An 18,053-nucleotide genomic window follows, 5' to 3' on the forward strand; every position below is an offset into this window, starting at 1 on the left:
GAGGTAGGTAATTAATATGGGTACCCTGAGCGCGGGAGGCCGTTTCTTTAAAAATGAAGAACTGGACGTTATTGAGCAACAGCGCCTGCAAGCTCTCCTTGAAATCACTGATCAGCACGATAAAGAAGTGACTCAGCTGAAGTCACGTCTTGATGCGGCTGAGCAGAAGGCTGAAAAGCTGAATAAGCAAGTCAAGAGCGCTGATAACGAGCTGAAAACGCTGCGAGCCAGCAATCCTGATCGCATGAAGAAACAGATCAAACGTCTGCAGGAGCAGAATCGAACTCTGACCACAGAGAATGGGACACTGAAAACCAAGCAAAAGCAGCTCACTCAGCAGCTCAATGCCAGTAAGCAGGAACTGGAACAGCTCCAGGCTGAAAAGGTTGATCAGGAAGAAAGCGAAGAGGCTTGATAAAAGGCTCTTTATTAGTTGCAGCAGGCTGTGCAGCGTATGGATATGAGGCTCACACGCCATAAGGCAGTTATGTCTTGAACAGATATATACTGTATAGCCCTTGCTGGTTCCCACATTTACTCATACGGTTGTCATTTCCTTCCGTAGAGGATTCGATCAAAGTCCAAAATTCATTTATTCTTCTGTGGTTAGCACTATAAACTCCGTTTTATCATCAGTGTGCTTTTTCGCCATGAGCATTCGGTTGAACAATAAACCATCAAGAGGGCAATTTATGAGTAACTGGTCATTGTGTCAGTACGAAGGCATTGATCACCTTGAGAAATCCTATACCTTCAAAAAATATTCAAGGTCTCTCTGTTTTCTAAACGCCGTTGCTGGACTGGCGGAATCCTACGTGCATCATCCGAGAATGGTGGTTGAGTGGGGCAAAGTAACGGTTGCATGGGGTACTCATGAGTCTGATGAAGGTTCAGGAGTATTGGCCAGAGATCGCCATCTTGCCCAGGAAACGGACCGATTATTCGAGCTTTTGCAGGTCAAACAGATATCGGACGATATCCGGTTATAAGTACTTCTGGATAGACAGCTTGAACCAGAAACATTGACGTGCTTTATAATCGCCGGAGATGGTCTTTAACTAATAGCTACCTGACACCGCTTCTGTTGAATGTCATGTTCAGCATTACGACGATGAGCATTTTGAGCTATTCTTGCAGGCTTGGATTGGAGCGTAAGCGCCATGCACAGGGAATTGTTGTATGAATCGAGTAGCCCGTATCAGACAATAACAAAAAAGCCGTTAATGCCTCTGAATTTTTGATTCAGCCTCGCGTTGTCAGCAAAGGGCTAATCTTGTTCTCTGTCAAGAAAAGATGCTATCCCTGATATTGAGGTACTAACTGTATTAAATGAATTGATTTGTAGAAAAAGGCAACATCCCGAGCTTCAAAACTAAACACTACCTGCGATCGTTCAACAAGGTATTGAAAAGTTTCTTCTGAGTAATAACAGGCATAGGTAGGTTCATTCTTGTATTGCCATCGGGAAAAGGCTTCCTTATCAATCATCAGTTTGGTCATGAATGCCAGTATTTCACCGGGCTTGATCATACTCCAGAGTTTGGACAGCCAGGCAGCGGGTTGATGGATGTGCTCTATGACTTCAGTCGCCGTAATAAGGTCGTATGTTTTCTCCAAAACTCTCTCATCCGGGAACACGAGATCATACAAAGCCATAGGCCAACCGGCTTCAGCCATAATCAAAGAAAGTGTGGGGCCCGGGCCCGCAGCCAAAGTCCAGCCCCCGCGCTGGATGATATGTGAGTACTCAGAGCACCTGAAATAGTCTCTATGTTTATCTGGCAAGGTCATGGGGTATGGTATTGCACAGTGGGCATTGACTGTTTTCAGGTGTTGCAAATAGTGTATTAACCACTTTCGTGACTGCCTTCAGCGAATTTGGAAATTGGCACCCAGCCCATTTGTTTCTGTTGGTTTTCTACCCAGGCCCAAGCATTAATCTCGCGAACGATTATCAAGTCTTCTCCCATGCTCACACTGAGCTCTCTCGCTGTGTAGTCTTCCAGAGCCATTCCCTGTTTCTGGTTCAAACGTCTTATCAGGGGCAAGGGAGCCCAACCCTCTTTACCTGAGGTGGCAGTGACCCAGATCCATCCGGGAAATTCATTATCACTTTTACCCAAGGTCAAATGGTCGCCTTTACTGAAAGTCACTGGGTCTGGGTAGCATGCCTTATAATCTTCAATAACCTTGACTGTTTTCATAGCTCAGCTTTTAGAGGACAGTTCTTTCATACCCTCTTCCAGACCCTTGATCGTCAGAGGAAACATTCTGCCCTCGAACTGTTCATGGATGATCTTTGTAGAATGGGTGAAAGGCCAGCTGTCTTTATTGATCGGGTTCAACCAGATAGCGTTGTCAAAATGATCCAGAACACGCTGCATCCAGTTGTGCCCCGGTTCATCATTCCAGTGTTCAACGCTCCCGCCTGGTGAGGTGATTTCATAGGGTGACATCTGGGCATCACCCACAAAAATTACTTTGTAGTCTTTGCCAAAGCGATGAACGATGTCCCAAATTTCGGTCTTTTCAGTTTGTCGACGAACGTTGTTTTTCCAGACCCACTCATAGAGATAGTTATGGAAGTAGAAAAACTCCATATGCTTGAATTCAGAGCGGGCACAGGCAAACAGAGCTTCACAGTCTTTGACGTGAGCATCCATCGAACCACCGATGTCCATAAAAAGCAGTACTTTTGCTGAATTGCGTCTTTGCGGAACCATTTTAATGTCCAGCAACCCTTTATTAGCCGTGGATCGAATGGTAGCTTCAAGGTCCAGCTGATCAGGAACACCCTGTCGTGCAAACTTTCTGAGCCTGCGCAGCGCCATTTTCATATTGCGATTGCCCAGTCTTTCGTCGTCATCCAGATTCTGAAACTCCCGTTTGTCCCAGACTTTGGTGGCGCTCTGGTTTCTGCTCTCGTGTTGCCCTATGCGAACCCCCATTGGGTTGTTGCCGTAAGCACCAAAAGGGGAGGTGCCGCCGGTACCTATCCATTTATTCCCCCCGGCATGACGTTCTTTTTGCTCTTGCAGACGCTTCTTCAGTGTCTCCATTAGTTCTTCAAGACTGCCAAGGGCCTTGAGTTTTTCCCGCTCTTCTTCGCTGAGCTGATTGATGAATTCTTTTCTGAGCCACTCTTCCGGTATGGTGGCTTCAAGCAAGTCTTCAACACTCTCGATACCGTCGAAAAAAGCTTTGCAGGCTTTATCGAAGCGATCATAGTGACGTTCATCCTTTACCAGTATGGCCCTGGACAGTTGATAGAAAGCTTCGGTATCCGCAAACACCACATGGGCCTGCATCGCCCTGAGCAGGTCAAGATATTCCCGGGTACTGGCCGGGACACCAAAGGCGCGAACTGTATCGAAAAAGTGAGTCAGCATCGGTTCACCTTATCGACGGGTCATAAAGGCGAGTCGTTCCAGTAGTTGAACATCCTGTTCGTTTTTAACCAGAGCTCCATAGAGTGGTGGTATAGCGCTGCGAGTGTCACGGTTTCTGAGTACATCGGCAGGTATGTCGTCAGAGTTAAGTAACTTGAGCCAGTCAATTAGCTCAGAGGTAGAAGGTTTTTTCTTCAGGCCGGGGATATCCCTTAATTCAAAGAACATCTGCAGAGCTTCGGAAACCAGACCTTGCTTCAGAGTGGGGAAGTGAACATCGACAATCTGCTTCATGGTGCCCGGATCAGGGAAGCGGATATAGTGGAAGAAACAACGTCTCAGAAACGCATCCGGCAGTTCTTTTTCATTGTTACTGGTGATGATCACGATGGGGCGTTGTCGGGCCTTGACGGTTTTTCGGGTCTCGTAAACAAAGAACTCCATCTTATCGAGTTCCTGAAGCAGATCGTTGGGAAACTCAATATCAGCCTTGTCGATTTCATCAATGAGCAGAACCACCTGTTCATTGGCTTCAAAGGCTTCCCACAATTTACCTTTGACAATGTAATTACTGATGTCGTGTACTTTTTCATCACCCAGCTGGGAGTCACGCAGTCTCGAAACCGCATCGTATTCATACAATCCCTGTTGAGCCTTGGTGGTAGACTTGATGTTCCATTGCAGCAGTCGTTTTCCCAGGGATTCTGCCACTTCTTCTGCGAGCATGGTTTTTCCGGTTCCGGGTTCGCCCTTGATCAGCAGAGGACGTTGCAGGGCAATGGCGGCATTCACAGCGGTTTTCAGTTCACTGGTTGCGATATAACTGTCGGTAGAATCGAATTTCATGATCACAATCGGATTTCTTGATGTTAGAGTTCTGTCAGCACTCTAACGAGGTTTGTAGCTGCTGTGAATACTTATTTTATATTTTGTCTGATCGGCGATGGCATCGATCAAGGATCTCTCTGTCCTTTGAGAGAACGACAGATTTAGGACATTGCTGATTTTTTCTGTCAGACTGTTTGCTGGATTGATCATACTTTTCAGGTGAAGGAGCGACTAAATGGGTTTTGAGTTTACAGCCATTGCACTGGTAGTTCTGATCGCTGTGCTGATTGGTACTGGTGTCAGAATGGTTCCACAGGGCTTTCATTACACTGTAGAACGTTTCGGTAAGTACACCCGAACACTTTCTCCCGGTCTGCACGTCATAGTGCCTATCGTTGATAGGGTTGGTAAGAAAATCAATATGATGGAGCAGGTTCTTGATATACCTTCACAGGAAATTATCTCTTCCGATAATGCTCAGGTAACGACAGACGCCGTTTGCTTTTACCAGGTGCAGGATGCCGTTCGTGCGTCCTATGAGGTCAATGAACTCTATCGGGCGATGCAAAATCTGGTGATGACAAACATTCGTGCTGTTCTCGGGTCTATGGAACTGGATGAGATGCTGTCCAACCGTGACCGTATCAACAACATGCTGCTGGTCAAGGTTGATGAAGCCACCAGTCCCTGGGGGGTGAAAGTGACTCGAATCGAGATTCGGGATATTGCTCCTCCGGGTGATCTTGTGGAGTCGATGGCTCGCCAGATGAAAGCGGAGCGTGAGAAAAGGGCTCAAATACTCGAAGCAGAGGGCAGCCGGGAAGCTGCTATTAAGGTCGCAGAGGGTGAAAAGCAGGCTCAGATTCTGCAAGCAGAAGGAGAACTGGAAGCAGCCAAGAGAGAAGCTGAAGCCAGAGAAAGACTGGCGGAGGCGGAAGCACGGGCAACTGAGGTGGTTTCCCAGGCTATTACTAACGGGGACGCCCGGGCTATTAATTATTTTGTTGCGCAAAAATACGTGGATGCATTGCAATCTGTTGCTGCTGCGGAGAACAGCAAGACCATCATGATGCCGCTTGAAGCTGGTAATGTGATTGGTTCGCTGGCGGGTATTAAAGAACTCGTGGATGACTTGAAGAAAACACCCTGAGAGGATCTGATTGATCAATGAACTTTCTGAACACTCTTCAACCCTGGCACTGGCTGATCGTTATGTTTCTGTGCCTGGGGCTGGAAGCTCTTGGGGCAGGTGGCTTCCTTCTGGGCAGTGCTGCAGCGGCTTTATTATTGGCAGCGATAGTATGGCAGCTACCTGAAACAAGCTGGGCCTGGCAGTTGGTCTGGTTTGCACTGGGCAGCCTGGTCTTTACAGTGGCTTACTGGAAGTTTTTCCGCCGGGTGAATGAAAAAAGTGATTACCCTCAGCTGAACCAGCGTTCTGCCCAATTGATCGGTCGGGTGCTGGTTCTGGAAAATGACCTGCCAGGCGGACAAGGGAAGATCCGGATAGGTGATACCCTTTGGTCCGTGAAAGCGCCCGGAGATCTTGAGAAAGGCTGCTCAGTGATCGTCACCGGCACAGAGGGGATGACACTTCTGATCGATAGACGTAGCTGAACATGGAGGACAGGCATTGGGAATGCTGAAGACAAGCCTGCATTTTATTAGTCAGAATCTGATGAAGTTGAGCTGGCTAGCTCTGCTTGTTCTTTTGCTACTGCTATTTCTTGGCAGCTGGTTGTTAATGTTTCTGTCCGGAGAAGCCGAACTGAGTGCTCCGGAGACCTGGTTTTATTATTTTGTGACAACGGCGACTACGGTGGGTTATGGTGATTTCAGCCCACAGACATCGGGCGGAAAAATGGTTGCTTCACTCTTGGTCATGCCGGGCGGCTTAGTGGTTTTTGCCGGTTTTCTCGGCAAACTGTCTTCATTTTTTGTTGAACTATGGAGAAAGGACATGAAGGGGAAAGGCGATTATTCAACATTGACCGGGCATATCGTGATTCTGGGCTGGCATCCCGAAAGGACAGCCAAAATGATTAAACTAATTTTTGGGGATATCCGCAGAGAAGACCGTAAGGTGGTACTCTGTGCCACAGAAGAAATGGATAACCCTTTTCCTGATCAGGTGTTGTTCATTCAGGGTAAGAGTTTGAGTGATTATGAGCTGCTCAGCCGGGCAGGAGTGACCGCCGCCGACCGGGTCATCATCTACCGTTCCAACGATGACAAGACACTGACTAGTTGTCTGACCGTGACGGCACTGACCAAATCCGCCCATATCGTGGCCTGGTTCGAACGGGAACATATGGTAAAACTGCTCAAGTCCCATTGTCCGCAAGTGGAATGCCATACCAGTGTTTCCATGGAAATGCTGGTGCGATCAGCCCAGGACCCTGGTTCATCTCGCATCCAAGGACAGTTGCTGTCAACACTGATTGGTCCGACACAATACAGTGTTAAAGTCCCTGAAGACTTTGGTGGAGTGAGTTTCAATCGATTGCTGGAATTTATGAAGAAACAGCATGAAGCTATTGTTCTGGGAGTCGCTGAAACGGCTACCGGTGATGATCTGGTTCTTAACCCCAATGGTGAACAGCGAGTCAGGGCAGGTCAACTGGTGTATTACATGTCGGCACAGAGAATTCGCTCCGGAGAAGTTCGCTGGAGCGATATTCATGAATAAATCCCTATCCGGATCCGTGATGGGGAGATCCGGGTCATTGATTCACTCATGGTGGTAATGAACCTGGCCTTTCCGGAACGCAATGAACTCTCCGGATTTCATAATGTTCCAGTTCTCGTTGGTGGTCAGGGGTTCGGTGGCGACTACGGTGACAACATCGTTTTTTGTTGTCACCTGCTTAAAATCAACACTCAACGTATCATCCTTCAAAGTCGCTTTTTCAAAAGGCGCCTTCCGGGTGATCCAGCTTAGTTTGGTTGAGCAGAAACAATAAAGGTGTTTTGAATCCGTTAACAACATATTGAACACTCCCAGCTCTCTTAGTTCCAGTGCCAGCTTGTGGATATAGCGATGCAGTGTTGCAGCCCGGGCAGGGGGGCTGGGAAAGCGTTCCCTGAGCTTGCACATTAGCCAACAAAAGGCATATTCGCTGTCAGTGGTGCCTACGGGACGGTAATAGCAAAGCGGTTTTTTCTTGATGCCTTTAAGCTGGCCATTATGAGCAAAGGTCCAGTTTCGTCCCCAGAACTCCCGGGTAAAAGGGTGGGTGTTTTCCAGAGCAACCCGTCCGGCATTCGCCTGACGGATATGGCTGATCACAATATCGCTCTTGATCGGATAATTCCTGACCAGCCTGGCAATTTCTGACTTACAGCTGGGATGGGGGTCTCGAAATTCACGGACCCCCGCTCCCTCATAAAAGACGATACCCCAGCCATCACTGTGGGGACCGGTGCGTCCACCTCTCTGCATCAAACCACTGAAACTGAAGCAGATATCGGTTGGTGTATTGGCACTCATGCCCAGCAGTTCACACATTTCAACGGTCCGTTCTTATTGTTTCTTCGCACTTTCCGTCCCAGGGGGCACGAAATTTGATCAACAGGTGGGTTCCTGCCTTTTGGATTGTTTCCGGTTGCCAGAAGGCTCTGGTGCTTGTTCATTTGTTTTCTTGTCTTTACCTGTTTTTTTTACCGGCAGAATAATGGCAACCAGAGCCGCCGACCCAGCGGTGATCGCAGTGATCAGTCCTGCTCTGGTCATGGTTTCAAAGCCGTGGGTCATGCCATCGTATACCATCGTCAACAGTGCAGGAGAAAGCAGATCGGAACCTCTGGTTAACCACCAGGGTGTATAAAGCAGGACGGCGGTTGTTAAACATAATAAACGCCTGAAGCGGACCGGCAGTCTTCCCGTAATCATAATCAGGGACACCAGACAACCCGTTGCACCTGCCAGGTAGGCTGCCCAGCCTAGTATAAATTGTGAACTTGTCATCCTTTCTCCTATTGGCGATGGCACCGGGTAAAGCCCAAGCTGGAATGAAAAAAGCCGATAAGAAAAATTCAGGTGGTCGATCCTGAGGTGCCGGCCGATAAAACTGAAACATTAGTCTATATTAATGCTGGTGTTAACCAGTGAACGCTGAGCCCGAAGCAGTCATAGAGTCTCAAGTTGAGGCCACTTTAACATATGTTTTCGGCATTTTGATCTTTTCCGGGCCAGAGGCTGGTGTTGATTTCGCTGTCATGACCATCGGGATGCATTAGACAAACTGTCTTATCGAATGACAACAATAACCCAACAGGATGGACACTATGGTCAATCTATCTGGGATTGCCTCCTGGTTTGACTGGCTGGCTCTCCTCTCGCTGATTTTACTCTGGGTAGGGTATACCGTTTTTGCCTATCGCAAAGGACAAGCGACGTCCTGCCTGGCCAGCGTGCTGGCACTCTACAGAAGGGACTGGATGTACCGATTGCTTGGCAGGGATAATCGAATAGCCGATGCGAGTCTTCTCGCGAGTCTTCGGGCATCTGTCAGCTTCTTTGCTTCCACCAGTATTCTGGTCATGGCGGGTCTGGTCACCGGCATTGCAGCATCAGAAGAAGCTGTAGGTGTTCTGTCGAGTATGCCTTTTGTGTCGACCAATACCCGTGAGCTATGGGAACTCAAGGTATTGGTGATGCTGATTATATTCGTATACACCTTTTTCGAGTTCACATGGAGTCTCAGACTATACAACTTTACTTGTGTTCTCATGGGGAGTGCTCCCCTGATGCAGGATATCAGTGGTAATAAAACGGAACAGAAAGTATTTGCGGACAAGGCGGGTTTTATTATGACGCTGGCGGCCAACCACTTTAACTATGGTTTGCGTGCCTACTATTTCTCTTTGGCCACACTGTCCTGGTTTATTCACCCGTCTCTTTTTGTTATCAGTACGGTTATGGTGGTGGTCATTCTCTATCGTAGGGAGTTCCATTCCAAAGTGCTCGATGCGCTGTCCGTCAACGAAAAGGAGTCGTAAACGAAAAGGAGCAGGGACTTAGATTAATATTCAAAAAAATCCATAATTCTGTCTTGAAATCAAAAAACCTGTCCCCACATTAATTTCAAAGTAATTTATGATCAGGCTGAGCGCTCAGAATAACTGTTCTGAACGCTGGCCTCTGCCAGAAAACAATGTAGAGGGTCAAATGACTGTCGAAGCTAAAAAAGAAACACTGGGTTTCCAAACCGAGGTCAAGCAACTTCTTCACCTCATGATCCACTCCCTGTATTCCAACCGCGAAATCTTTTTACGGGAGTTGGTCTCCAACGCTTCAGATGCTGCTGATAAACTGCGCTTTGAAGCATTGCATAACGATGGCTTACTGGAGAGCGATCCTAACCTGGATATCCGTGTGGATTTTGACCAGGAAGACAAGACCATCACCATTGCTGACAACGGCATTGGTATGAACCGTGAAGATGTCATTGCTCACCTGGGCACCATTGCCAAGTCCGGCACCGCTGATTTCCTGAAACAACTGACCGGTGACCAAAAGAAAGACTCACAGCTGATTGGTCAGTTCGGTGTCGGTTTCTACTCTGCTTTTATTGTTGCGGATAAGGTGACTGTAGAAACCCGCAAGGCCGATGCATCTGCTAAAGAAGCCGTTCGTTGGGTATCTGATGGTTCTGGTGAATTCACCGTTGAAGGCATCAGCAAGGAGAAGCGTGGTACCTCCATCATCCTGCACCTGAAAGAGGATGCTGAAGAATTTGCCGACGGCTGGCGTCTGCGCAACATTATCCGCAAGTATTCTGACCATATCTCCATGCCGATTCTGATGGTCAAGCAGGATATGTCTTCAGAAGAAGAAAAGCAGGAAGACCAGGCGCCTGAGTGGGAAACGGTGAATACTGCCAAGGCCCTGTGGACCCGTTCCCGTTCCGATATTTCTGAAGACGAGTACAAAGAGTTCTACAAACATATCAGCCATGACTTTGCTGATCCCATGAAGTGGAGTCATAACCGTGTTGAAGGCAAGCTGGAATACAACAGCCTGCTGTTCATTCCTGCCAAGGCCCCCTTCGATCTGTATAACCGTGACATGCAGAAAGGGCTGAAACTCTACGTTCAGCGCGTTTTCATCATGGATCAGGCTGATGAGTTCCTGCCCATGTACCTGCGCTTTATCAAGGGTGTGGTGGATTCTAATGATCTGTCTTTGAACGTATCCCGTGAAATCCTTCAGAAAGACCCGGCTGTAGACAGTATGAAAGGGGCATTGACCAAGCGTGTTCTGGACATGCTGGAAAAAATGGCCAAAAAAGAAGAAGAGCAGTATGCAGAGTTTTGGAAAGAGTTTGGCCAGGTTCTGAAAGAAGGTCCTGCTGAAGACTTCGCTAACCGTGAGAAAGTTGCCAAACTGCTGCGTTTTGCGTCCACTGAGAGCAAGGGTGTAGAGCAGGATCAGTCGCTGGAAGGTTACGTTTCCCGGATGAAGGAAGGTCAGGACAAGATCTACTACATTACTGCCGAAACCCACAATGCTGCAGCTAACAGTCCTCACCTTGAAGTCTTCAGGAAGAAGGGGATCGAAGTTCTGTTGTTGAGCGATCGTGTAGATGAGTGGCTGATGTCCCACCTGAACGAGTTTGATAGCAAACAGTTTGCTGACATTGCCCGTGGTGATCTGGATCTGGGTCAGCTGGACGACGAAGGCGACAAGAAAGCCCTGGAAGAAAGCGCCAAAGAGAAGGAAGACCTGCTTAAGCGTATCAAGGATGCTCTGGTGGATCAGGTTGAAGAAGTGCGTGTAACGCACCGTCTGACGGATTCACCCGCCTGTCTCGTCGTGGGTGAGCATGATATGGGCGCCCAGATGCGAAAGATCATGGAAGCTGCTGGTCAGGCCATGCCTGAATCCAAGCCTATCTTTGAAATCAATCCGGAGCATCCTCTGATTAGCCGTCTTGATCAGGAAGCTGATGAAGATCGTTTTACTGACCTGTGTCGTGTGGTCTTCGATCAGGCTAACCTGGCTGCGGGCGGCCAGCTGGATGATCCGGCCAGCTACGTTCAGCGTTTGAACAAGCTGCTGCTGGAAATGGCGGGCTAAGACAGTGTTGGAGCCGGAACTTTATGTAAGTTCCGGCTCCTGACTGTTACTTGGTCAGTTTTTTCAATGCTGCCTTTAACTCCTCTCTGATATCCAACAAGCCGTTTTTCAAGCCGTGCTTCAGCTCATTCACCTCTTTTCTCACCGTCAATTTAACGCGCTCAGATCTTGAGTCCGTTTTCTTCCGTTTAAAATCAATGCTGGCCTGATTTGCCTCGTACCTGAGATCGCTGGCGGATCTCATGAAGTTCTTAAGCGTGAGCACCTGACAAAGGTAGTCGCTGACGGGCTTGAACTCCATGGCTACGTCCTCAAAAAACTCAGCTAGTTGATAAAGCAGGCTGCCCAGGCTCGGCATCAGTTCAACATTACGACTTTGGAAATGCCCTCTGACGGGTTGTTGAAAGTTGTTAGTCTCAGGATGCAGCCTTCCGGTGGGTTGACCTTCTACTTTCATAAACGATACCTCCCTGTTCGTTTTAATTCCTATTTGATTATAGAGCTGTTTAACGCTGTTTTGATGCTGTTCCGTTAGTTCAGATAACCAGTTGGTTATCATTATGCCGGTTAAACATTTAGATAACCCAGCTAAAATATACGGTTATAGTCGTAAGTATTAAGGCTGACTTCGCTAAATTACTTCAAGTTCAGTTCATCTTTCCGAGTTTTGATCTACGCTGTATTGAGTCTGATACAGGTTTTTCTGGTCAGTTCCCCTGTGACAGTGGCATTCATTCATGAAATCCTGTCGTAATGTTTTATTGTCAGAATGGCTGGCGATTCTGTTAGCACTTCTTGTGTTGTCGGGCTGCAGTATGCAGTCTTCTCCCATTCTTTATCCAAAAGGGCCGGTTTCAGAAACTGAACGGGATTTGTTGCTCTTGGCCACAGCCATCATGCTATTTACTTTGCTGCCCGTTTACCTGATTACTTTCTGGTCATGCTGGCGTTATCGAGCCAAGGGTAAGGGGGCCTATCAGCCAGATTGGCACAAGTCCATTTTTGTAGAAGTGTTTATTTGGGCCGGTCCGCTGGTCATTGTCGTTGCGATCAGTATTCTTGTTGTCATATACACTTACCGACTCGACCCCTACAAGCCTCTGGTCACTGGTGAAAAAGCGTTCAGGGTTCAGGCTATAGCACAGAACTGGAAGTGGCTTTTTATCTACCCGGATCAGCAGGTAGCGGTAGTCAATGAGCTGGCTTTTCCCAGTGAGAGGCCGCTGAATATTGAAATTACATCAGACACCGTCATGACGTCGTTTATAATTCCAGCCTTGGGTGGTCAGATTTATGCCATGGCCGGAATGACTACCTACCTGAATCTCAGGGCCTACGAACCAGGTCGTTTTTCTGGAAGAAATACCCAGTTCAGCGGTCGTGGCTTTCCCCATATGGTGTTTGAGGTCCAATCACTGTCTGAAGGCGACTTTTCGCAATGGCTCGATAAGGTCAAAAAAGCCAATAAACGACTGGATTCGATCAGTTATCAGAAGCTGCTCAAACCTGAGAGAAAACACCCGGTGGAATATTACTCCTGGGTTGAACCGGAGTTGTTCCGTCAAATCATTGCTAAATACACCGGAGCCAGTGGTGCCTTGCCCCTGCAAAAGCCCAGAAGTCTGGAGTAAACCATGTTGGGTAGACTGACCATTGACGCACTGCCACTCTACAGCTGGATCGCTGTGGGAGGTGCTCTTGTTACCGTGATGGCTGTGCTTTTGACGGCTCTGATCGTGACTTGGGCTGGCAAATGGCGCTACTTATGGGAAGAATGGCTGACCAGTGTTGATCATAAGCGGATCGGCATTATGTACATTCTGCTGTCGCTGGTTATGCTTGTCCGGGGTGTTATTGAAGCCATCATGATGCGAACCCAGCAAGCTATTGCTCTCAACAATGAAGGGTATTTACCGCCAGAGCATTTTGAGCAGATTTTTACAACTCATGGCACCATCATGATCTTTTTTATGGCTATGCCATTTCTTACCGGCCTGATTAATGTCGTCGTTCCCCAGCAGCTGGGTGCCAGAGATGTGGCCTTTCCCTTTATGAATTCAGTCAGTTTGTGGCTGACTGCTGCAGGGGCCGGACTGGTGGGGATTTCTTTGGTACTGGGCAAATTCTCAACGGCGGGTTGGACTGGGTATCCGCCTTATTCAGGCATTGGCTTCAGTCCGGGTGTTGGGGTGGATTACTGGATCTGGGCACTGCTGGTCAGTGGTGTGGGCAGCACCATGACCGGCATCAATTTCATAACGACCATTTTGAAATGTCGGGCTCCCGGCATGGAACTGATGCAAATGCCGTTGTTTGTCTGGACCGCCTTTTGCACCAGTATCCTGATGGCATTTGCTTTTCCTGCGCTGACGGTGGTGGCGGCTCTGCTTGGGCTGGACCGGACGTTAGGGATGCACTTTTTTACCAATGAGCTGGGTGGCAATATGATGAACTTTGCCAACCTCATCTGGATCTGGGGACACCCTGAAGTCTATATTCTGATTCTGCCAGCGTTTGGTGTTTATTCTGAAGTAACGGCGGTATTTTCCAAGAAAAGGCTGTTTGGCTACCGCTCTTTGGTCTACGCCACCATGGCTATTGGACTGTTGTCGTTCACGGTATGGTTGCACCACTTCTTCACCATGGGCTCCAGTCCAAACGTCAATGCCATATTTGGTATTGCAACGATGATTATTGCCGTTCCCACTGGTGTTAAAATATTTGATTGGCTGTTCACCATGGTAAGGGGGCGGATTGTTTTTCATCCTGCCATGCTGTTTACCATCGGTTTTATTATTACCTTTGTAATAGGAGGTATTACCGGAGTATTGCTGGCCATACCTCCGGTAGACTACCTGATGCACAACAGCACCTTTTTGGTGGCGCATTTTCATAACATGCTGATACCCGGTGCCTTGTTTGGCTACTTTGCCGGCACTCAGTTCTGGTTCCCAAAGGCCTTTGGATTCAAGCTTAATGAGTTCTGGGGCAAGGTGGTGTTTTACTGCTGGTTTATCGGTTTTTACCTCGCCTTTATGCCGCTCTATGCCCTTGGGTTATTGGGTATGCCAAGAAGGCTTGAGCAATATACTCATCCTGATTGGCAACCTTTCTTGCTGGTGGCCTTTACCGGCGCATGTTTTGTCTTGCTTGGCCTTTTCAGTGTCTTTATGCAGTTTTATGTCAGTATCAGAGACCGTAACGAAAACCGGGATCTGACCGGCGACCCATGGGATGGGAGAACCCTTGAGTGGGCCACCTCCTCACCTGCAGCACCCTACAACTTTGCTGTGATTCCAGACGTTAGCAACGTTGATGCCTTTTGGGAGATGAAAAATAAGGGGGAAGCCTATCATTTTCCTGATCAATACAAACCCATCATAATGCCCGCTAATACCGGAGCAGGCGTTTTGATTGGTCTGTTCGGGTTTTTAGTAGGATTTGCTTTCGTCTGGTATATATGGTGGCTCGCTATTCTCGCCATGATCGGTGTTATCGCAACACTGATCGTCAGAAGCTGTAATGATTATGGCGAGGAGATCATCACATCAGAAGCTATCATGGCCATCGAGAGTCAACGTAAAGCCCAATTGATGTCTCAGGGCAAATTGTGATTGTACGAAGAGCCCTCAGCCAGAGGAAAGCCTTAAGCCAAAGGAAAGCCTCATGAATCAGGATATGCTCCGACAAGTTATGTCTGAACACCGTGAAGACTGCCTTGATAACCGGGAATTCGGATTCTGGCTCTATCTGATGACAGATGCGATTATCTTTGCTCTGTTGTTTGCAACCTATGTCAGTATGTTCAGAAATACTGCCAATGGTCCTGAACCCATTCATCTTTTTGATCTCAAACATGTTTTTTTTGAAACCGCCTGTCTGTTGATCTCCAGTGTAACGTTTGGTTTTGCCTGGTTGGCTGCTATGAATAAAAAACGACCATCAGTGATACTATGGTTAATCATCACCATCGTTTTTGGTGTTGCTTTTGTCTTTCTCGAAGTCGTTGAGTTTTTAGAAATGATTCAAGAGGGAGCAGGCCCTCAAGCCAGTGGTTACTTGTCGTCATTTTTCACGCTGGTTGCTACCCATGGTATTCATGTGAGTATTGGCATGATCGGTATCCTGACGATGACTCTACAGGTCTTCATGAAAGGGCTGACGCCTCAGGTCTGCTCCAGATTGTTTCGCCTTGGTTTGTTCTGGCACTTCCTGGATATTGTCTGGATCGGGATTTTTTCTGTGGTCTACCTGCCGGTGTTCATATAGGAGGCAATCGTGCAAGCACATGAGCATAGCCTGAAGGACTATCTCAAAGGGTTGGTTCTGGCGATTATTCTGACGGCCATTCCTTTCTGGGTCGTCTGGTCTTCGGCTTTCCGGGCAAGAATACTGTTTGCCATTATCGCCATTTGTGCTCTGATTCAGGTGATGGTCCACTTACGCTTTTTTTTGAACATAAGCCTTAAAAATACGGGCAAGGACTATCTGACAGCCCTTTTTTTTGCTGGAGTTCTGATATTCATCATGGTGGGTGGAACCGTATGGATACTGTTTGATCTGAACTTCAGAATGATGTGAGTGAAAAGAGGGCAGAAGTCGTTTTACTACTTCTGCCGTCAGGCTGCCTCTGCGCCAGAAATAGAAGCATTCATTTTGATCAGTGAGCCAATGGCTGCCGCAGTAGCAACAAAGTCGCGGATGCCCCGGGTATTATTGCGGGAGATGAATCGAGTGTAATAAGCGAGTACCGCCGGGATAACACCGGCTGCACCATTATTAGGTGCAGTGACAACCCGGCCTCCACAGGCATTTTCTTCATTGACGGACATGGCAAACAGGGTAACCCAGTCCAAGAGGTTGGCCATTTCGGGAGAACGATCAAAAGAATAGTTGCAGTGAAACTGTGTCCTATCCTGATTCAGGTTATAGAAGCAACAATAGAGTCAGGGTGATTATGACACCTAAACCAGTAATCTTTATGGCTTTGCCCGCAGATGAAGTGGGAACCTTGGTGGTACTGGAAGTCGAAATGGTACTGGAATTCATAATGAAACTGGAATCCGTCTTGTCAACTTGAGCGTACTCTGCAATGAGTGACGAGCAGACTTCAGAGTCAAAGAATAAAAGACCTTCCAGATTGACCAGTCCACTACAGGCAGTGGCTGTTGAGCCATTGATGGCACTCCAGATATTCGCGACCTGACCGGTTGTATAGAGGGTAGGTGTTGCTGTTAATACGGTTGGATTCAGGTTTGGCATGACAACGGATGAACCCATCAATTTTGTGCATTCAACTGCTGCCTGTGGCCATGGATGAATGGCTTTCAGACTGAATTCTTGTTTAAATTGTTGCCACGGAATGACGGCCTGCAGGTGATTGCAAGCCAGGGCCAGTTTAAGGGGGGTAAAGACGGTTATAGCTGTTCCTTTTACCCAGATCTCATTGCCTGCCAGATTATAACGAGAAAGTTCTGCATTAATATCTTTATGTCCTATAAAAACGAAACCTCCCTGTTGGGCAATAGCGCCGAGTAATGTGGAGCTGGCAATGTAGACCGTGTTTCTGAAGATATCCATACTGGTTCCGGGCCCAAGCATAAATTCACCCGCTTTTGCCATTTTGCCCCGGAAAGTGTTCCCAATAACAGCAATCCTCTTTGACTGGTTCCTGATGGCAGGAAGGTTAATATTTATCACCTCATCGGGAATGTATTCGCTGGTCGGCGTGTTGATAGTAGTACCTATGGCCGTGTTATTGATGAACCGCAGGCCCGGACCCGGGCGCATTGGATGAGCCGACGCATCCAGAGGTTCTTTGCAATCAAGGTCAACTGCCGCCTGGTTAGGAAGATTGAACTCGTTGTTTTCTAAAATCAGTCTCCGATTAAAACACTCTGCGAATAAAATAGTGTCAACTGGCCTGCGATTTCCGGTTCCAGTTGGCAGGAAAGTAATGTGTCTTATATGGCTGTCTTTTGTTTTTCTAAAATGGAAGTTGTCAGTGGCTCCAGCCCTGACCATATATTTTTTATTATAAGTTGGGTGAAGCATGATAACGATTTCAAAACCGTCATCAGCAGCGCCAAGAAGATCCTGACCATCCTTCAACACTATTTCTCTTCTAATAAAGTACTTAACCTGGATTTTTTCCGTCACGGGAGAAGCTGATGGAGAAGGTGTCACTGCCTGGACAGTACCGGACGAGAAGAGTATAACGGTGTTCTCAGGAATCTGTTTTATCTTCTGGTCCAAATCATCATCCGGGTTGGGAGTGAGAACAACGCACTGTCGATTGCGAACAAGGTGGCTGTATTGTTTTAACTGCTGCTCAACTCCCGGCGTTTGCTTTGTAAGAGACTGGCAGGAAACCGTTGGAAAGGGGTTCGTGGTTGGGGATTGAGTCGTAGCCTGAGCCCGTATGTTCAATGCCTGTAACAGGAGTATAGGAGCCATCAACCTGGTCAGATAATGCTGCCGCTTGATCATATACACGACTCCCGGGAAAGTGCGATAGGAGATCGGGAAGGCTGAACGGTTCCCCCGATTGGACGACCCCGTAGCGAGAATGGCAGAAAATTGAGCATAAAATTCCGACTTGTTAAGGTGAATCGTGGATCAACTTGCTGAACTAGGAGGGATTTTTAGACCAATCTGATGTCGCCGCAGCAGAGCAGTCTATTCTTGGTCGGTCTCCCGGATGCTGTCTTCAAACTTCTGCAATGGCGCATGACCAGCTCCAAGAATAGTATAAA

Annotated in this window: 19 protein-coding genes and 1 pseudogene; 11 read left to right on the forward strand and 9 right to left on the reverse strand. The window is 47.7% G+C overall.

Translation table 11 applies throughout. The features are described from left to right. The first annotated feature begins 16 nt into the window (after nucleotides 1-16). Nucleotides 17-415: a hypothetical protein gene (locus KBW69_RS00190; protein ID WP_257254846.1), complete on the forward strand. Its 399-nt coding sequence runs from the start codon at nucleotides 17-19 to the stop codon at nucleotides 413-415. Between the two features lie 277 nt (nucleotides 416-692). After that, nucleotides 693-989, forward strand: coding sequence for a 4a-hydroxytetrahydrobiopterin dehydratase (locus KBW69_RS00195; RefSeq protein ID WP_257254845.1), 297 nt, complete (start codon nucleotides 693-695; stop codon nucleotides 987-989). Nucleotides 990-1,296: 307 nt separating this feature from the next. Here the strand turns inward: KBW69_RS00195 and KBW69_RS00200 are convergent, their stop codons facing one another. From KBW69_RS00200 to KBW69_RS00215, 4 genes are all read right to left on the reverse strand, one after another. Next, the gene (locus KBW69_RS00200) at nucleotides 1,297-1,713 is read right to left on the reverse strand and encodes a class I SAM-dependent methyltransferase (protein WP_257279498.1); all 417 of its coding nucleotides are present in this window, start codon (nucleotides 1,711-1,713) and stop codon (nucleotides 1,297-1,299) included. A gap of 134 nt (nucleotides 1,714-1,847) precedes the next feature. Continuing rightward, a complete protein-coding gene (locus KBW69_RS00205) occupies nucleotides 1,848-2,204 on the reverse strand; it encodes an SH3 domain-containing protein (protein ID WP_257254843.1) in 357 nt (118 codons plus the stop codon). 3 nt (nucleotides 2,205-2,207) lie between these two features. Beyond that, entirely contained in the window at nucleotides 2,208-3,389 is a 1,182-nt protein-coding gene (locus KBW69_RS00210; RefSeq protein ID WP_257254842.1) for a VWA domain-containing protein, read from the reverse strand. A 9-nt stretch (nucleotides 3,390-3,398) separates the two neighbouring features. Next, on the reverse strand, nucleotides 3,399-4,235 hold the full coding sequence (locus KBW69_RS00215; RefSeq protein WP_257254841.1) for a MoxR family ATPase: 837 nt from the start codon (nucleotides 4,233-4,235) through the stop codon (nucleotides 3,399-3,401). Nucleotides 4,236-4,452: 217 nt separating this feature from the next. Between KBW69_RS00215 and KBW69_RS00220 the strand changes: the two genes are divergently transcribed. The 3 genes from KBW69_RS00220 to KBW69_RS00230 are packed head-to-tail and all read left to right on the forward strand — an operon-like array spanning nucleotide 4,453 to nucleotide 6,906. After that, the gene (locus KBW69_RS00220; protein ID WP_257254840.1) at nucleotides 4,453-5,367 is read left to right on the forward strand and encodes an SPFH domain-containing protein; all 915 of its coding nucleotides are present in this window, start codon (nucleotides 4,453-4,455) and stop codon (nucleotides 5,365-5,367) included. Nucleotides 5,368-5,384: 17 nt separating this feature from the next. Next, nucleotides 5,385-5,834 (forward strand): NfeD family protein, encoded by a 450-nt coding sequence (locus KBW69_RS00225; protein ID WP_257254839.1) that lies wholly within the window; start codon nucleotides 5,385-5,387, stop codon nucleotides 5,832-5,834. Between the two features lie 22 nt (nucleotides 5,835-5,856). After that, nucleotides 5,857-6,906, forward strand: coding sequence for a potassium channel family protein (locus tag KBW69_RS00230; protein ID WP_257254838.1), 1,050 nt, complete (start codon nucleotides 5,857-5,859; stop codon nucleotides 6,904-6,906). 42 nt (nucleotides 6,907-6,948) lie between these two features. Here the strand turns inward: KBW69_RS00230 and KBW69_RS00235 are convergent, their stop codons facing one another. Together KBW69_RS00235 and KBW69_RS00240 are read right to left on the reverse strand one after the other, a co-directional pair. Next, entirely contained in the window at nucleotides 6,949-7,725 is a 777-nt protein-coding gene (locus KBW69_RS00235) for a class II glutamine amidotransferase (protein WP_257254837.1), read from the reverse strand. A gap of 60 nt (nucleotides 7,726-7,785) precedes the next feature. Then, on the reverse strand, nucleotides 7,786-8,184 hold the full coding sequence (locus KBW69_RS00240; RefSeq protein WP_257254836.1) for a hypothetical protein: 399 nt from the start codon (nucleotides 8,182-8,184) through the stop codon (nucleotides 7,786-7,788). A 320-nt stretch (nucleotides 8,185-8,504) separates the two neighbouring features. Here KBW69_RS00240 and KBW69_RS00245 point away from each other — a divergent pair, with 320 nt between their 5' ends. Then, a complete protein-coding gene (locus KBW69_RS00245; RefSeq protein WP_257254835.1) occupies nucleotides 8,505-9,218 on the forward strand; it encodes a DUF599 domain-containing protein in 714 nt (237 codons plus the stop codon). Between the two features lie 169 nt (nucleotides 9,219-9,387). After that, nucleotides 9,388-11,298, forward strand: coding sequence for a molecular chaperone HtpG (gene htpG / locus KBW69_RS00250; protein WP_257254879.1), 1,911 nt, complete (start codon nucleotides 9,388-9,390; stop codon nucleotides 11,296-11,298). Between the two features lie 46 nt (nucleotides 11,299-11,344). On the opposite strand, the gene KBW69_RS00255 is transcribed toward htpG, so the two are convergent. Next, nucleotides 11,345-11,755, reverse strand: coding sequence for a hypothetical protein (locus KBW69_RS00255; RefSeq protein ID WP_257279499.1), 411 nt, complete (start codon nucleotides 11,753-11,755; stop codon nucleotides 11,345-11,347). 280 nt (nucleotides 11,756-12,035) lie between these two features. On the opposite strand from KBW69_RS00255, the gene KBW69_RS00260 reads away from it, so the two are divergent. Genes KBW69_RS00260 through cyoD form a run of 4 tightly spaced genes read left to right on the forward strand, consistent with a single transcriptional unit; the run spans nucleotide 12,036 to nucleotide 15,879 of the window. Beyond that, a complete protein-coding gene (locus tag KBW69_RS00260; RefSeq protein WP_257254833.1) occupies nucleotides 12,036-12,929 on the forward strand; it encodes a COX aromatic rich motif-containing protein in 894 nt (297 codons plus the stop codon). A gap of 3 nt (nucleotides 12,930-12,932) precedes the next feature. Next, entirely contained in the window at nucleotides 12,933-14,912 is a 1,980-nt protein-coding gene (locus tag KBW69_RS00265) for a cbb3-type cytochrome c oxidase subunit I (RefSeq protein WP_257254832.1), read from the forward strand. Between the two features lie 52 nt (nucleotides 14,913-14,964). After that, nucleotides 14,965-15,567, forward strand: a complete 603-nt coding sequence (gene cyoC, locus KBW69_RS00270; protein WP_257254831.1) for a cytochrome o ubiquinol oxidase subunit III — start codon at nucleotides 14,965-14,967, stop codon at nucleotides 15,565-15,567. A gap of 9 nt (nucleotides 15,568-15,576) precedes the next feature. Next, entirely contained in the window at nucleotides 15,577-15,879 is a 303-nt protein-coding gene (gene cyoD, locus KBW69_RS00275; RefSeq protein WP_257254830.1) for a cytochrome o ubiquinol oxidase subunit IV, read from the forward strand. 47 nt (nucleotides 15,880-15,926) lie between these two features. Here the strand turns inward: cyoD and KBW69_RS00280 are convergent. Together KBW69_RS00280 and KBW69_RS00285 are read right to left on the reverse strand one after the other, a co-directional pair. Then, nucleotides 15,927-16,157, reverse strand: a pseudogene (locus tag KBW69_RS00280) (L-serine ammonia-lyase, iron-sulfur-dependent, subunit beta); the annotation flags it as partial. Nucleotides 16,158-16,224: 67 nt separating this feature from the next. Next, a complete protein-coding gene (locus KBW69_RS00285; RefSeq protein ID WP_257279500.1) occupies nucleotides 16,225-17,787 on the reverse strand; it encodes a hypothetical protein in 1,563 nt (520 codons plus the stop codon). Between the last annotated feature and the right edge of the window lie 266 nt (nucleotides 17,788-18,053).

Origin of the sequence: Endozoicomonas sp. ISHI1, assembly GCF_024606225.1 — a bacterium.
Taxonomy (GTDB): Bacteria; Pseudomonadota; Gammaproteobacteria; order Pseudomonadales; family Endozoicomonadaceae; genus Endozoicomonas_A.

Coding starts and splice junctions, on each gene's coding strand:
- KBW69_RS00190 (WP_257254846.1), top strand. CDS start 17: ATGGGTACCCTGAGCGCGGGAGGCCGTTTCTTTAAAAATGAAGAACTG.
- KBW69_RS00195 (WP_257254845.1), top strand. CDS start 693: ATGAGTAACTGGTCATTGTGTCAGTACGAAGGCATTGATCACCTTGAG.
- KBW69_RS00205 (WP_257254843.1), bottom strand. CDS start 2,204: ATGAAAACAGTCAAGGTTATTGAAGATTATAAGGCATGCTACCCAGAC.
- KBW69_RS00210 (WP_257254842.1), bottom strand. CDS start 3,389: ATGCTGACTCACTTTTTCGATACAGTTCGCGCCTTTGGTGTCCCGGCC.
- KBW69_RS00215 (WP_257254841.1), bottom strand. CDS start 4,235: ATGAAATTCGATTCTACCGACAGTTATATCGCAACCAGTGAACTGAAA.
- KBW69_RS00220 (WP_257254840.1), top strand. CDS start 4,453: ATGGGTTTTGAGTTTACAGCCATTGCACTGGTAGTTCTGATCGCTGTG.
- KBW69_RS00225 (WP_257254839.1), top strand. CDS start 5,385: ATGAACTTTCTGAACACTCTTCAACCCTGGCACTGGCTGATCGTTATG.
- KBW69_RS00230 (WP_257254838.1), top strand. CDS start 5,857: ATGCTGAAGACAAGCCTGCATTTTATTAGTCAGAATCTGATGAAGTTG.
- KBW69_RS00235 (WP_257254837.1), bottom strand. CDS start 7,725: ATGTGTGAACTGCTGGGCATGAGTGCCAATACACCAACCGATATCTGC.
- KBW69_RS00240 (WP_257254836.1), bottom strand. CDS start 8,184: ATGACAAGTTCACAATTTATACTAGGCTGGGCAGCCTACCTGGCAGGT.
- KBW69_RS00245 (WP_257254835.1), top strand. CDS start 8,505: ATGGTCAATCTATCTGGGATTGCCTCCTGGTTTGACTGGCTGGCTCTC.
- htpG (WP_257254879.1), top strand. CDS start 9,388: ATGACTGTCGAAGCTAAAAAAGAAACACTGGGTTTCCAAACCGAGGTC.
- KBW69_RS00255 (WP_257279499.1), bottom strand. CDS start 11,755: ATGAAAGTAGAAGGTCAACCCACCGGAAGGCTGCATCCTGAGACTAAC.
- KBW69_RS00260 (WP_257254833.1), top strand. CDS start 12,036: ATGAAATCCTGTCGTAATGTTTTATTGTCAGAATGGCTGGCGATTCTG.
- KBW69_RS00265 (WP_257254832.1), top strand. CDS start 12,933: ATGTTGGGTAGACTGACCATTGACGCACTGCCACTCTACAGCTGGATC.
- cyoC (WP_257254831.1), top strand. CDS start 14,965: ATGAATCAGGATATGCTCCGACAAGTTATGTCTGAACACCGTGAAGAC.
- KBW69_RS00285 (WP_257279500.1), bottom strand. CDS start 17,787: ATGATCAAGCGGCAGCATTATCTGACCAGGTTGATGGCTCCTATACTC.